The organism is Bacillus luti (assembly GCF_001884105.1).
Classification (GTDB): domain Bacteria; phylum Bacillota; class Bacilli; order Bacillales; family Bacillaceae_G; genus Bacillus_A; species Bacillus_A luti.
This window is the reverse complement of the sequence record NZ_MACI01000095.1, coordinates 221,303-235,215: the sequence shown is the minus strand read 5'-3', so window position 1 is coordinate 235,215 and position 13,913 is coordinate 221,303. Positions and strand designations below refer to the sequence as shown.

Below are 13,913 nucleotides of genomic sequence, written 5' to 3'. Positions count from 1 at the left end.
ACTTGGTTCTTTTTTAAGCTTGCTCCTCAAATCGTCTTGAAATTTCTACAATAACTTGAACAGCTTTTTCCATAGTATCTACCGAAACATACTCAAATTTACCGTGATAGTTTTCACCACCAGTGAAAATATTTGGTGTCGGTAATCCCATATATGATAACTGTGATCCATCTGTTCCACCGCGAATTGGATGGATATTCGGTTCGATATTTAAACTTTTCATCGCTTCATATGCAATATCAACAATTTCCCTCACAGGTTCAATTTTTTCAAGCATGTTATAGTACTGATCATTCATTTCTAAAACGACTGCATCTTGTCCATATTTCTCTTGCATTTGCTTCACAATATTTTCAACGTTATGTTTACGCGCTTCAAAATTTTCACGATCAAAATCTCGAATAATATAATACGCTTTACTTTGCTCAACATCACCGTTTAAAGAAAGCAAATGATAGAATCCTTCATATCCTTCTGTATATTCTGGTGCCTCTTCTACTGGTAAATGCCCGTTAAACTCCATAGCCAGTTTAGTTGCGTTACGCATTTTATTTTTCGCTGTTCCAGGATGTGTATTTGTTCCGTTAAATGTTAACTTAGCACCTGCAGCATTAAAGCTTTCATATTCCAAACCACCTAATGGACCTCCATCCATCGTATAAGCAAATGATGCGCCAAACGCTTCTACATCAAAATGCGATGGTCCACGGCCAATCTCTTCATCTGGTGTAAATGCCACTCTAATTTTCCCATGCTTAATTTGCGGATTATGTATTAAATAATTCATTGCAACCATAATTTCAGTCAGACCGGCTTTATCGTCTGCTCCAAGAAGTGTCGTACCATCAGTTGTAATAATCGTATGACCTTTATAAGATGGTAATTCTGGGAATTGTTCTGGTGTTAACACAACATTCAGCTCTTCATTTAATATAATCGCATTCCCATCAAAATTCTCATGAATTTGTGGTCTTACGTTTTTCCCTGTAAAGTCTGTCGCTGTATCTAAGTGTGCTAAAAAGCCAATTACAGGAACATCCTTATCCGTATTAGCAGGAAGTGTTGCCATTACATATCCATTCTCATCCATCGTCACTTCTGTTAACCCAATTTCTTTTAGCTCTTCCACTAATAACTTACCAAATTCGATTTGTCCAGGTGTTGTTGGAACTGTATGGCTTTCCTCATTTGATTGCGTATCAATTTTTACATATCTCGTAAATCTTTCAATAAGCTCTTGTTTCAAATTTGTTCACTCCCTTTTATATTTCTTTCTTCATTATAATCCTTAAGACAAAATTTTTTAACTTTTTTGACTGTGAAAGTATATATTCCATTTACATTTTTAAAGATTTAAAACAAATCAACAGGAGTCATAATATTTGTACATTTAAACTTTAACATGTAACATTCATAATTATAAAATATAGGAGGTATGAAAGATGAGGTTAACCCTCTTTCGCTATTTTCTTTTTTTCTTAGGATTAATTTTCTTTGGCCTTGGAAATGCTCTTGCAGTCAAAGTTAAATTCCTCGGGTTACATCCTTGGGAAGTTTTAAATATGGCCCTCTACCAAAAATTCGGATGGACCATTGGCACGTGGAGCGTCATATGCGGATTATGTCTCGTTTTGATTTCTTTGCTAGTAGATCGAAAATATATAAATGTGGGTACATTTTTAAATGCACTACTTATCGGTCCTATTATGGACTTTTTCTTACAATCAAATATTCTTCCAAACGCTACTAATTATTTATGGCTAAACTTACTCATTTTATTTTCTGGTATTGCCATTACAGGTATCGGAGGAGGTATGTATGTTGCGGCTGGAATTGGCGCTGGACCTCGTGATGGATTCATGCTTACTATTTCCGATAAAACAGGTCTATCTATTAGCCGTGCTCGAATCATTGTAGAATGCGTTGTACTCGGTATTGGATTTATGCTCGGTGGTCCTGTTTTTGTCGTAACTTTTCTATACACTTTTATTCAAAGTCCAATCTTTCAGCAATCATTTAAGATGTTTCAAACACTCTTACATACTTTACAAAACAAAAACAAAGAGCAAATTAATGAAAATTTATAAAACACAACTTAATACAAATGAATTCACCCTATTTACGATTTTTACCGCAAATAGGGTGTTTCTATTTTCATCTCACAATTTAAGAATATAGACTACTCATTCACAATAAAAGTATATACATCATCATAAACACAAACATTTACCCTAATAACGTACTTCCCGGGTTTACTAAAACTAATTGTTTATTCTGTAAAAAAGAGTGTTTTTTATAAATACGAATTAAAACACATTCCATATATTCAGTTTCATTCTCCTATCCATAATCTTTCTACATCCATTAATTGCTCGTCTTTAAATTCCAATTTATATATGTCAGGCTTCGATGTATGTATAAGAAATTCAAACCCGTATTGATTATCAAAATAATTCATCATTTGTGTCATTACAAGCCCATGTGTACCAATTACAATTTTTCCCCCTTGAAAATCCATTAATATTTCTTTTAACACTTTCACTGCCCTTCTCTGACAATCCTTATATGACTCCCCTTCCGTTAGTGCAAAATCCTGATTTGAAAACATCTTCTTTACAAGTGGATACACCTCTTTATCTGATATAATCTGATCCTCACTTAAAAACATACACTCTTTGAGATTTTCATATATTAATATTTCTTTTTCATAGAAACCCGCTGTTTTTTCTATCGTTAACACAGCCCTGTTATACGGACTTGAAATGAAAGCATCAATTTCCTCTGTTTTTAATATGTCCGTTACTCTATGAGCGTCTAAACTTCCCTTTTCAGTTAATCCACGTGTTCTTTCATTCCCTTCTAATTTTGGCGATTCACCGTGCCTAACCATATAGATATATGTATTCATACGTCCTCCTTGAAAATGTTCATTCGTCTTTTATAAAGTGAAACTTTAATCAGTGGGGGTTTTCTTCATCCCCCACTGATTATTAGTTGAACCAATCGGACTTTTATGGGCAGTTGATCCCCCAACTAACTTCTTTGCTTTCGCTGAATTTTGAGGTGGGGGTCTTACTGCCCATTAAAGCGGGATAAACTTTGCTGATTTGTTCGTCTAATCCATTCTCCTACTAAGCTCTCGAATAATTCAGGCTGTTCAATTTGTAAGTTATGCCCTGCCATATCCAAAACTGATAATGTTGCTCTTGGATAATCTTCAATAATTTCTATAATATCTTGATACCCTACCGATATATCTTGTCTTCCGGCTAATAAAAGAACGGGTTTCTCATATTTTTTATGATGAAAATCCATAGTAAGAGAGTAATTATTTTGCAACCTTGCAATAAATTCATAATTAGCAATATCTAGTTCTGGCTTAATTTCTTCTTTAAATCGCTTATATGTATATTCATTTGCTACCACCGCTAACTCACTAAAACCCTCTCTTTCCGTAGAAGTGAGCTTATTTAAAAATTCCTCATCTTGTAAAATTACCTGTTTATCTGGAAGAGTCCTTTTTTCTGGATCCGCTACAACAACAGGACATACTAATAGTAATCCGTTAACTCTTTCAAACAGCCTTGTGAGTATTCCCCTAGCTAAATAGCCTCCGTATGACTCTCCTACTAATAAAAATTCTTCCGTAGAAATGATTTTCTCAATAAATGTGATAAGCACTTCTACTATACGATCTGAACTATTTATCCAATCTGGAGCATTCGATTTTCCCATTCCAGGTAAATCAATATATATTCGCTTATAACTTTCATATTTCTGAAATACTGCTTCCATGCATTTCATCATTAACCTATGATCAGGAGCGCAGCCATGTATGATAATGACTGGTTTTCCTTCTCCAACGATTTCATAGTATATTTCTGCATCTTCAATTCGAAATAACATAAAAAACCCTCCCTATTTACACATTTCTTTTGAATTGCAATACTATCAAACTTATAAGAATACACGTTCTCAATTTACATCCCCTTTCAATTAATTGTCAAATTAAAATTTTCAGACTATAAATAAAAAACTTCCTTCTATTTTTATTTCCTAGAAGGAAGCTAATTTATTTTTACCCCATCATAATTTGAAACCTTGTTCTTCTATTTTCATCAACACAATTCTCCAACCATCTGGATCCTCTATTGTTATCCCTTTTTCTTTCCAATACGGATTCTCTGATTCTACTTCACCGTATCCCATTGCATGCAGCCTCTTACTCACTTTTTCTATTTCACTATATTCTCGCATATAAAATACTAATAAATTGTCTTTCGTTGGAGCTGGACAGGGACTTCCATCTTCATGTCTTGTAAACTCCAGATGATATTCTTCATCAGGTAGACCAAACATAACTCCATCATAGCCTTCATGATCATAGAACTCACCTATACGTTTTAAACCTAATCCTTTTTCATAAAAAGATGTAACCTCTTCAAACTTATCTGTTGGACGTGCTATCCGAAACTTCACCCAGTTTTTCATGTTCTTCCTCCCATACTAAAAATTTCATACATGATTACGTATTATTGTATATGCGTAAAACATTTTTGAAATCCCTCATTAGTATGAGAATAGATACATACAAACGTCTTACTTAAAGCAACCTATAACACCCAAAAACTCATCTAGAAAGAATGTTTTCATCATTTTATATGCAATTTTACATATTTACTTGCAAATCACTAAAAAATCTTTAAAATTCAAATGATGACTAAATATACAATTTCCATCTAAAATCCTAATAACAGTACAAACTATCAAATACAATACTTTTTCAATTTTAAGAAGTATTACACTCTTTAATTCTTTCCTTATAAACATGATTTTTATAAAGAAATCTGATACAATCCTTAAGTAATATTATTATGTATAGATATTACGAATATAGCGCATACTTATAGAAGGTGATTTAATTGAAACTAAATAAAAATTTGCAACTTTGTATATTAATTACAACACTGATAGGCTATTCCATCTATTCTATGTTTTTCTTTCTATTCCCTACTCAGTTTTCAAATTTCAGTGTACGCTTCGCTTCACTCATCGTTGAAGCCATTACATTTGTATCACTCATTTACTCTATATATTCAAAAAAAGTCCGTTCAAATCCGTTTTGGATATGTATCACTATTGCCATTGGAAATTTTCTATTAGGAAAAGTTGTATATACATATCAAAATACCTTTTTTGAACCTGCAATACACCATTTTACTGTTTCTGATGTGTTTTACATGTTTTTCTTACTTTTTTTCCTTATCGCTTTCTGTTATAAAATCTTAAAAAAGTGCAATAAATGGGGAAAATTGTTCTTTATTTGTGATATATGTATCGTACTTACTTCTATATTCACATTAGAATGGTATTTATTTAATGAGCCGGATTTAAATATATTCTCTCTTTCACTGGGAGATATTTTCCTTTCATTTCTATATCCAATTGCAGATTTATTATTTCTTCTACTAGGTGTTAGTATCTTTTTCCGCCCAACAATTTTTAATTCTAAACGGAAAATTTATATTTTTATTTTTGTATTAATAAGTTCTGCAACTTTTAACTATATTTATTTTTACTTAAACAGCCATTTATCAACAGAGACGATAACATTATTACGCCTTTTATATAGAATACCTATATTACTCATTGCGATAGCTGGTTCTATTCCAAAATCTCAAAATAGCGCTACAAGCTATTTTATTGTAGATCCTATTCTAGGAAAAAAAGTTTTAGTCGTATTTCCCTATCTTGCTGTTGCAATCTTAATTGGATTTACACTCAAAGAGCAAACATCATCATCCACCCTTATTACAGGAAATTGTATTACTTTTGTATTCGTGCTGATTCGTCATTCCATTGTACATATGCAAAACAAAAAATTAACACAGCGCTTACAACTATTTAATACTCAATTAGAAGAAAAAGTTACTTTACGAACTACTGATTTAGTCAAAAAATCAATAGCTTTATCTCAAAAGCAACAAAAATTCAAATCATTATATGAATATCATCCAGACCCTATTTTTACAATTGATTTAAACGGGACGTTCTTAAATGTAAATAAAGCAGGAAGTATTCTATTCGGAGCGGCTTCTAGTGAATTACTTGGTGAAACTTGTCTTTCTGTTATTTTAGATGAAGATAAGCCTAAACTTGTGTCTGCATTAGCAAAAGTAAAAAAACAAGAATCTACTTCCTTACAACTTCGCTCTCAATATAAGAACGGCTTTACTTATTTTTTATATGTTACTATCGTTCCTATTATGGTAGATGAACAAATTTCAGGAAGCTACATTATGGTGAAAGATATTACCGCCTTTAAAAAACAGCAAGAAGAAATAAAATATTTAGCATTCCATGATACTGTAACAAAAATTGGGAATCGGGCCTTTTTCCAAAAAAAATTAAGAACTGTTATAAGAAATGCAAAAGCAAAACAAAGTGAATTTGCACTGCTATATTTAGATTTAGACCGCTTTAAAGTTATTAACGATACACTTGGACATTCTACAGGTGATTGTATATTAGAAGAAGTAGCAAAACGTTTCCAATCATGCCTTTCATCACATACTTATGTTTCAAGAATTGGTGGGGATGAATTTACAATCCTAATTGAAAACTATACTGACCAAGATTCCTTATTATCGTTATGTAACCAATTATTTAAAAGCATGAAAAAACCGTTTGTCATACACGAACATAAGTTGACTTTATCTCTTAGCATCGGGATTGCTATTTATCCACATTCCGGAATCGATATCACTACACTATTGAAAAACGCTAATGTTGCAATGTATGACGCAAAGGAAAAAGAGCTTAACTCTGTCTCTATTTATGACGATATAATTGCTAGAAAGATTGAAAGACGATTACGATTAGAAAAAGATTTACCGAACGCAATTCAAAATGAAGAGTTGTTTCTTTTATACCAACCTCAAGTTGATAGCAATTGTAATAAAATTGTTGGAGCTGAAGCTTTAATTCGCTGGAATCATCCAGATCTAGGTATCATTTCTCCAAATGAATTTATACCAATTGCTGAGGAAACAATGCAAATCATTCCAATTGGAAAATGGACTTTACAACAAGCATGTCAGCAAATGAAACGCTGGCACACACTAGGATATTCTCATTTAAAAATAGGGGTTAATTTATCGGCCAAAGAATTTGAGCAAGAAGATTTTATACAATCCATTTCTTCTACTTTAGCAACTACTGGCTTACCCGCAGGTTCTCTTGACCTAGAATTAACGGAACGCATTGCAATGATGGATGAGAAAGAGACATTATTAAAGCTACGGACACTCAAGGGTTTAGGGATTCACATATCAATCGATGACTTCGGTACAGGCTATTCTTCGCTAGCATACTTACCCTTATATCCAATTGATACGTTAAAGATCCCGAGAGAATTTATTACAATGTCCGAAACGTGTGAAGATGGAAAGGAAATCATTAAAACAATCATCACATTAGCACATACATTAGAGATGTCTGTTATCGCTGAAGGCGTAGAAACGAAACAACACGTGAGTTTCCTTCAAAAAAATAAATGTCATTTTATTCAAGGTTACTATTACAGTAAACCTATTCATGCCGATTCATTTTCTACTCTGCTGGAAAAGTGAACTCATTCTTCATAGGTTTATATAATAATTTTCAGCTCCAATAAATACGAAAAAGGAAAGAAGGGTCAGTCTCCTCTTTCCTTTTTCTTTATGTTGCAACTTTTCATTTCCTTCACATATCATTTATTTAAGTAGTTACTAATACATTTATGATAACAGACTTAAATAGGGGGGATTTATATGCACCACGACAACACACATAATAAACGTTACAAAAATACCCCTCTTTCCCTCTTCTCTATAAAAAATGAGCTAAAACAAAAATGTACCAACGTAAATAACTCCCATTACACCCTTTCGAAAGAGGAAGAAATATTACTACATACAATTAAAGAACAAACAAAATTATTAAATCAAAATAATGTAACAAGGACTCGTGCTTACTTTCAGTTTCACAAAAAGTATCCTGAAATACATTGGGCACTGCTCGGACATATGGTGTCACGTAACGGCGGTTGGAACATGACTGATTTAAAAGGAGATTTATATACAAAGCTATTATCTGAAAAAGATCAATTTACTTTCTTTTCTTTTTTAGAACGTGGAAATTGGCTTATTTTTCAAGATGTATATCCACAATTTTTACTATATGAACAAAGTGTAAAAAGAGCTACAAACCTTTTCCGCCTTCTCTCTCACCTCAATGTTTCCACCTTTATGGAAACGATGTGGAATTCCTTTTGGAAAACTGGCGACAAAAGAACGTTAGCAATCGCTACTATTATTAATGAGCAAAATTACTTAGAAAAAAGAGTTATCCAAAATGAACACTTCAAAAAAAATGTTCTAAACAGCATTGGATTTAAACTATTTGATTTTTTTCAGTTCAATCATATCCTCTTCCCTTTTTACGAAAGTAAAATGAATGCTAAAACATTACTAATTGGTGATACAATGACACACTTCACTTCGCTACATGAACGAATTTCACTTGGAAAAAGATTATACACATTGTTATTTCATAATGAACATATTTTATCTCAAGTTAAGCATTGGGCAGATACTAATCCTCATACAGGCTCAAGAAAAGATTACTGGCCACATTTATTTTCAAGTGTAAATGAATCCTTTTCAAGAGAGTTTTATAAACGAAGAATAAAAAATTGCCAATTAAGAAATGATTCCTATCGTATATATAGTCCTGCACTTATGTACGCGTGGAAAAATGTGAAACACGAAGAAACAAAACATGAAGATTGGTTTAATGACTGGCAAGTGATACATTATTTAACTAATAAGGAGGAACATATACTTGGGCAAATTACAGAAGACTACTGCAAAACACTCGAAAAAATTGAATTGGCAATTCTCGCAAAGAAAAATGTCCTCCTTAGAGAAGAAGAATGATTTTTTAGCATTAACAGTTACAATCTTGCTCTCTACTGTTATCGGAACGTGCTTAGATGCTTTCTTTGTCACGAAACAAATATATTCCTTTCCAGTTAGACCGTTCCCATCCATATTTTCAGTCAACATAGGCTTCACGTTATTTGTACTACCAATTTTAACAGCTGCTTTCATACAAATTTCAAAAACATTATCTGCAGTTTCCAGAACTCTACTTATTATCTCAATAGGTATTTGTGCTAGTATGGTTGAACAAGTCACTGAGAAACTAGGTTTATTTATTCATAGTGCAAATTGGCATCATACTTATTCTTTGTTTGGGTATATGATTTTCCTTTCTTTTATTTGGATGATATACAATTGGATACAAAAATAAAGAGACCATTATTGATCTCTCCTTAAGCATAATCTTCATTTATTGCTAATGGTGCCAAAGTTTGAAGACTTTTAGAACGTAAACGATAGGCAACAACGTTCTTCTTGTATTGTTTTATTACATCAACATGTTCCTCATAGCTATATATCGATAATGTAATTGTTCTTTTCCCTTTCTTCGTTTCAATGATGATTGGTGTCCCTTCTCCGTGCGGCGGAAAATAATGTTTATCTAAAAATAAAGCCTCATTAAATTCGTGAATAACTTGCGTTTTCTTTTCCCCTTCTATATTCTTTCCATCTAACGATACAGTCGTATGTTCTTCATCAAGTTTTTGATGTAATTCAAATCTACTAATAATAGATTCTACAACAGAAGTCGGCATACTAGAAACTAGTACTTTAAGAGCGCCAAAAATAAATAATGTAACTATAAACCATGTTGTCACTTTTATCATCTCCATACATTTTAAAATACAAATTTCATTCCATACGGTATTAATATACTAATAAGTATTCCTGTTACAATCATCGTTACTGAACCAATAGTGGCTTCTTTCTCGCCTTCTTTCACTAGACGACTCACACCGATAATATGTGATGCGCAACCCATTCCAACACCTTTTCCAATCGTACTTGTTATACCGCAAAGCTTAAGTACTGTCGGTCCAATAATAGCACCAGTTATTCCTGCCACAACTACAAAACTAGAAGTCATAGATGGAATACCACCAATTTGATCCGCTAATGAAATAGCAATAGGCATCGTTGCTAATTGTGGTAGAGTAGTTAATATCAGTTCTTTATCTATATTTAAAATTCCACCAATCACTACAGTCATACTTGTTAAGGCCACTATACCTATCACTACACCGATAAGTATTGATAAAAAGTTTTTCATAAGTATCTTTCGCTCTTTAAATAAAGGTATGGCCAATGCTACAATTGCAGGGCTCAAGAACCCTGAAAGGATGTCCCCTCCATTTTCCTTATAATCTTGATGAGAAATTCCTAACGTGAGGAATAAACAAATCATAATCGCCGTTACTGTTAACACCGGTAAAGTAAATGGAAACGTGAATTTTTTATATAACTTTGTCGCAAATATATATATTACTACAGTAATAAAAATTAAGAGCATTTCAATAACGCACCTTGTCGATTTTATTTTTTTGATGTTACTAACAATTGACTTACATACCCTGAAATGGCCAAGGTTACTACCGTACTTGCAACAACTAAAAGGAATATACTGCTGCCCTTACTTAACAGAAACGATCCATATTCCATTAATCCGGTTGTCGAGGGAATTAAAAATAACGGTAAAAATACGATTAGCTTCTCCGCACCCAATTCAAACCATTTTAATGGAAAAGTCCGAGTAGAAAGGAGCAAGAACAGTATTAACATCCCTATTAAACTTCCTGGCATCGATAATTCAAATACTTCCTGAATCCATAGACCAACTAGGCTAAATATATACAGCACGCCTACTTGAAGTAAAAGTGTCACGTACTTCATTTCTTTCCCTCTTTTCACTATCTTGACATCCATATTATGAAATCTCATTTAACGTATCAGCAAACCGTGTAATTCCAAGTTGAATTTGTTCTATATTCGCTCTACCAAACGTAAATCGTATATATTCATTTTTAGAACCTAAAACACTTCCAGGAACAAATGCGACACCATTCCGTATAGATTCACCCAATAAGTGGTATTCATCAAACGTTCCCTTCACTTTACACCATACATGTATTCCACCCTCTGGAACGAAACATTCAACTCGCTCTCCCAATATTTCGTTAAGCTTTGCAATTAATACATCTCTTCTTTGCTTCAATTGTCCACGAAGCATCGTAATATGCGTATGAAAATCCTCTGATTCTAAAAATTGATTTGCTACCCACTGCGTAAATACACTATGGCCAAAATCAACTTGCTGCTTTGCATCTGCTAAACGCTCTATTACGCGCGTAGGACCAATTACCCATCCAATACGTAATCCTGATGCAACAATTTTTGATAGTGAACTTATATAAAGAACATTCCCGTTTGGATCCATCGATTTTAATGTCGGATTCACTTCTCCATTAAAAGAAGTCAAACTATACGGATCATCTTCTACAATTGGTATACCATATTCAGAAGATAATTCTAAAATCTTTTTACGTCTCGTTAATGATAGTACTGTTCCAGTTGGATTTTGATAATCTGGATTTAAAAACACCATTCGTATACGATGTTTTTTATGCAAATCAATTAAGTCATCTGGATTCATTCCATGCTGATCAACAGGTAAATGGAATATTTTTAACCCTGCAGATTTAAACATGGGAAGTGAAAAACAATAGGAAGGATCCTCAATCGCAATCGCATCTCCAGGCTTTAATAAGCATTGAACGATAAGATTAAGTGCCTGCTGTGCTCCTGATGTAATAAGGATAGAATTTGAATCCGCTTCAATTTGTTTATATTGATTAACGTGTGCTGCAATTGTTTTTCTCAACATTTCATTTCCAAGTGGATGGTCATAACCGAGATTTTCCATAAATGTTTTCTCAGACATAATCGTTCGAAACCTATCACTTGGAATTAATTCTGGTGACAATTCACCACTCGCTAAATTGATTAAGTCATCTTTTTGTGTTTCTGTTCGAATTTGTTGAACGAGTGGGACATTTGGTAAGAACGATCCATCCTCAACGTACCTACCCCAGTTCGGTATACGTTTATGCGACACACCCCATATATCTGTGTTCACTCTTGTTCCGCTTCCTTTTTGCCGTTCTACTACTCCAAGTGACTTTAATTCTTCATACGCAGCTACTATTGTGCTCCGGTTCACTTGTAATTCCTTTGCTAACATACGCTCAGAAGGTAACTTACTATCAGAAGGAAATTCACCTGAAGAAATGCCTCTTTCAATATAATCAGCGATTTGTTTATACACGGGGGTCTTCTCTGCACGATTTGGTTTCCATTCCATCCTGTTCCCTCCTCTCAAAACGAACTATCTTCAATTTATTAACAACAGGATTAACCAATCTTATTATTTAAAAACGCATCTACTGTTAAATTAAAGCTAGTAGGTTGTTCTAAATACGGTAAATGCCCACTATGTTTAAATTCAGCGTAAATCGTATTTCTTAAACATACCTCAAATTCTCTCACATATTTCTCCGGAACAAAATAGTCGTTTACACCCCTTATAATTAAAACAGGACAAGCAATAATGGAAAGATACGGTCTTTGATCATAATCAACTAATTCAGCAAATAACCTTTGAATATGCGCCGGTTTAATGGACTGTAAAGATTGATAAAACCCCCGGACAATTACTTTATTACCTTCTACTCCCATCGCCTTCAATAACGTATCCGCCCATGTTTTTCCGTTATCCGGTATGCTAAGTAAATCATATACTTCAAGGCGTTCTTTGCGATCTTTTAATTCTAAATAGGGAAATGCATTTACAATAATTAAGCTCGAAACAAAGCTTGGATATTGAATAGCAAAATCAATCCCTACTCTAGCCCCTTTTGAAAGACCACAAATAACTACTTTTTGTAACTTTAAATAATTGCATAACTCATACAAAACATTTGCGTATTCTTTAAAACTAATTTCCACCCCTTCAGATTTCCCATGTCCAGGTAAATCCAGTGAAACCACTGTCCAGCTTTTCTTGAAATATTGCCTTTGATATAACCAATTATTTGAGTTTCCTCCAAGACCATGCAAAAACAACATGACAGGTCCCGATCCTTCTATATTGTAAAAGACCTTTCGATTCCTATATTCAAAATACATATTCATCACCTTCAACTATCGCATCACTTAGTCTTATCTCTGAATGGATATATCCAAAATGGTTCTCTTTCTAACCACTCAACAGTTTCTGGAACACCATCTTCATACTCTCTTTTCAGTTCTGTTACCTTAGTAGCAAATTGTGATGCATGCGCTCGCAATGCCTCCAACTTTTTTGGCACATATTGTTTCACTTCATTTTTAAAATTTGGAGGACCTATTTCTCCGCTTCATGATTATTTGAAAAAGCTACTGCATAAAATGTTGGTCTTTTGTATTCCGGAATATTAGCTAACGCCTCAGCCACCGCTTCTCCTGTTGCATCATGATCTGGATGAACGGCATATCCCGGATAAAAAGAAATGACTAACGAAGGATTCAATTCTTCTACACATTTTTGTATTACACGTCTTAACTCTCCGGGAGTTTCAAATTCAAGAGTTTTATCACGATATCCCATCATACGTAAATCTTTAATCCCTAAAATGTTTGTAGCTCTCTTTAGTTCCTTCTCTCTTATAGCATATAATGATTCACGTGTTGCAAAAGGAGGATTTCCCATCGCTCTTCCCATCTCACCTAGTGTTAAACAGACATATGTTAAAGGAACCTTTTGCTCCGTATAAGCTAAAACTGTACCTGCCACGCAATAGGACTCATCATCCGGATGTGGAAAAACAACTAAAACGTGGCGTTCATTTTTTATCACTACATACTCCTCCATCACTTTCAATATTAGCCTGTTCC

At 33.6% G+C, this 13,913-nt stretch carries 13 protein-coding genes and 1 pseudogene; 4 read left to right on the top strand and 10 right to left on the bottom strand.

What is annotated here, in order from left to right:
* Positions 1-13: 13 nt before the first annotated feature.
* Positions 14-1,246 (bottom strand): peptidase T, encoded by a 1,233-nt coding sequence (pepT, locus tag BAQ48_RS25905; protein ID WP_071713285.1) that lies wholly within the window; start codon positions 1,244-1,246, stop codon positions 14-16.
* Between the two features lie 196 nt (positions 1,247-1,442).
* On the opposite strand from pepT, the gene BAQ48_RS25900 reads away from it, so the two are divergent.
* Positions 1,443-2,087, top strand: a complete 645-nt coding sequence (locus tag BAQ48_RS25900) for a YczE/YyaS/YitT family protein (RefSeq protein ID WP_071713284.1) — start codon at positions 1,443-1,445, stop codon at positions 2,085-2,087.
* A 245-nt stretch (positions 2,088-2,332) separates the two neighbouring features.
* On the opposite strand, the gene BAQ48_RS25895 is transcribed toward BAQ48_RS25900, so the two are convergent.
* From BAQ48_RS25895 to BAQ48_RS25885, 3 genes are all read right to left on the bottom strand, one after another.
* The gene (locus BAQ48_RS25895; RefSeq protein WP_071713283.1) at positions 2,333-2,908 is read right to left on the bottom strand and encodes a histidine phosphatase family protein; all 576 of its coding nucleotides are present in this window, start codon (positions 2,906-2,908) and stop codon (positions 2,333-2,335) included.
* A 164-nt stretch (positions 2,909-3,072) separates the two neighbouring features.
* A complete protein-coding gene (locus BAQ48_RS25890) occupies positions 3,073-3,906 on the bottom strand; it encodes an alpha/beta fold hydrolase (RefSeq protein ID WP_071713282.1) in 834 nt (277 codons plus the stop codon).
* Between the two features lie 180 nt (positions 3,907-4,086).
* Positions 4,087-4,491 carry a VOC family protein gene (locus BAQ48_RS25885; protein WP_071713281.1) on the bottom strand — a complete coding sequence of 135 codons (405 nt, stop codon included), beginning with the start codon at positions 4,489-4,491 and terminating at the stop codon, positions 4,087-4,089.
* A gap of 431 nt (positions 4,492-4,922) precedes the next feature.
* On the opposite strand from BAQ48_RS25885, the gene BAQ48_RS25880 reads away from it, so the two are divergent.
* The 3 genes from BAQ48_RS25880 (at position 4,923) to BAQ48_RS25870 (ending at position 9,354) form a co-directional block, all read left to right on the top strand.
* Positions 4,923-7,631 carry a bifunctional diguanylate cyclase/phosphodiesterase gene (locus tag BAQ48_RS25880; RefSeq protein WP_071713280.1) on the top strand — a complete coding sequence of 903 codons (2,709 nt, stop codon included), beginning with the start codon at positions 4,923-4,925 and terminating at the stop codon, positions 7,629-7,631.
* 180 nt (positions 7,632-7,811) lie between these two features.
* Positions 7,812-8,978, top strand: a complete 1,167-nt coding sequence (locus tag BAQ48_RS25875; RefSeq protein ID WP_071713279.1) for a DUF2515 domain-containing protein — start codon at positions 7,812-7,814, stop codon at positions 8,976-8,978.
* The gene (locus tag BAQ48_RS25870; protein ID WP_071713278.1) at positions 8,953-9,354 is read left to right on the top strand and encodes a CBO0543 family protein; all 402 of its coding nucleotides are present in this window, start codon (positions 8,953-8,955) and stop codon (positions 9,352-9,354) included. Before BAQ48_RS25875 ends, BAQ48_RS25870 begins: the two co-directional genes overlap by 26 nt.
* Before the next feature lie 22 nt (positions 9,355-9,376).
* On the opposite strand, the gene BAQ48_RS25865 is transcribed toward BAQ48_RS25870, so the two are convergent.
* The 6 genes and pseudogenes from BAQ48_RS25865 to bshB2 all read right to left on the bottom strand — a co-directional run bounded on the left by BAQ48_RS25865 (position 9,377) and on the right by bshB2 (position 13,872).
* The gene (locus tag BAQ48_RS25865) at positions 9,377-9,802 is read right to left on the bottom strand and encodes a YfmQ family protein (RefSeq protein ID WP_071713277.1); all 426 of its coding nucleotides are present in this window, start codon (positions 9,800-9,802) and stop codon (positions 9,377-9,379) included.
* Positions 9,803-9,822: 20 nt separating this feature from the next.
* Entirely contained in the window at positions 9,823-10,494 is a 672-nt protein-coding gene (locus BAQ48_RS25860; protein ID WP_071713276.1) for an LrgB family protein, read from the bottom strand.
* Between the two features lie 23 nt (positions 10,495-10,517).
* The gene (locus tag BAQ48_RS25855) at positions 10,518-10,874 is read right to left on the bottom strand and encodes a CidA/LrgA family holin-like protein (RefSeq protein ID WP_071713305.1); all 357 of its coding nucleotides are present in this window, start codon (positions 10,872-10,874) and stop codon (positions 10,518-10,520) included.
* 34 nt (positions 10,875-10,908) lie between these two features.
* On the bottom strand, positions 10,909-12,342 hold the full coding sequence (gene pdxR, locus BAQ48_RS25850) for a MocR-like pyridoxine biosynthesis transcription factor PdxR (protein ID WP_071713275.1): 1,434 nt from the start codon (positions 12,340-12,342) through the stop codon (positions 10,909-10,911).
* A 50-nt stretch (positions 12,343-12,392) separates the two neighbouring features.
* Positions 12,393-13,166, bottom strand: coding sequence for an alpha/beta fold hydrolase (locus BAQ48_RS25845; protein ID WP_071713274.1), 774 nt, complete (start codon positions 13,164-13,166; stop codon positions 12,393-12,395).
* 23 nt (positions 13,167-13,189) lie between these two features.
* Positions 13,190-13,872 (bottom strand): annotated as a pseudogene (bshB2, locus tag BAQ48_RS25840) (bacillithiol biosynthesis deacetylase BshB2).
* Positions 13,873-13,913: the final 41 nt, after the last annotated feature.

Excerpts from the sequence above, each read along its gene's own strand:
- BAQ48_RS25855 (WP_071713305.1), bottom strand. The coding sequence starts at position 10,874 with ATGAAGTACGTGACACTTTTACTTCAAGTAGGCGTGCTGTATATATTT.
- BAQ48_RS25885 (WP_071713281.1), bottom strand. The coding sequence starts at position 4,491 with ATGAAAAACTGGGTGAAGTTTCGGATAGCACGTCCAACAGATAAGTTT.
- BAQ48_RS25845 (WP_071713274.1), bottom strand. The coding sequence starts at position 13,166 with ATGTATTTTGAATATAGGAATCGAAAGGTCTTTTACAATATAGAAGGA.
- BAQ48_RS25870 (WP_071713278.1), top strand. The coding sequence starts at position 8,953 with ATGTCCTCCTTAGAGAAGAAGAATGATTTTTTAGCATTAACAGTTACA.
- BAQ48_RS25875 (WP_071713279.1), top strand. The coding sequence starts at position 7,812 with ATGCACCACGACAACACACATAATAAACGTTACAAAAATACCCCTCTT.
- BAQ48_RS25890 (WP_071713282.1), bottom strand. The coding sequence starts at position 3,906 with ATGTTATTTCGAATTGAAGATGCAGAAATATACTATGAAATCGTTGGA.
- BAQ48_RS25860 (WP_071713276.1), bottom strand. The coding sequence starts at position 10,494 with ATGCTCTTAATTTTTATTACTGTAGTAATATATATATTTGCGACAAAG.
- BAQ48_RS25895 (WP_071713283.1), bottom strand. The coding sequence starts at position 2,908 with ATGAATACATATATCTATATGGTTAGGCACGGTGAATCGCCAAAATTA.
- pdxR (WP_071713275.1), bottom strand. The coding sequence starts at position 12,342 with ATGGAATGGAAACCAAATCGTGCAGAGAAGACCCCCGTGTATAAACAA.
- BAQ48_RS25900 (WP_071713284.1), top strand. The coding sequence starts at position 1,443 with ATGAGGTTAACCCTCTTTCGCTATTTTCTTTTTTTCTTAGGATTAATT.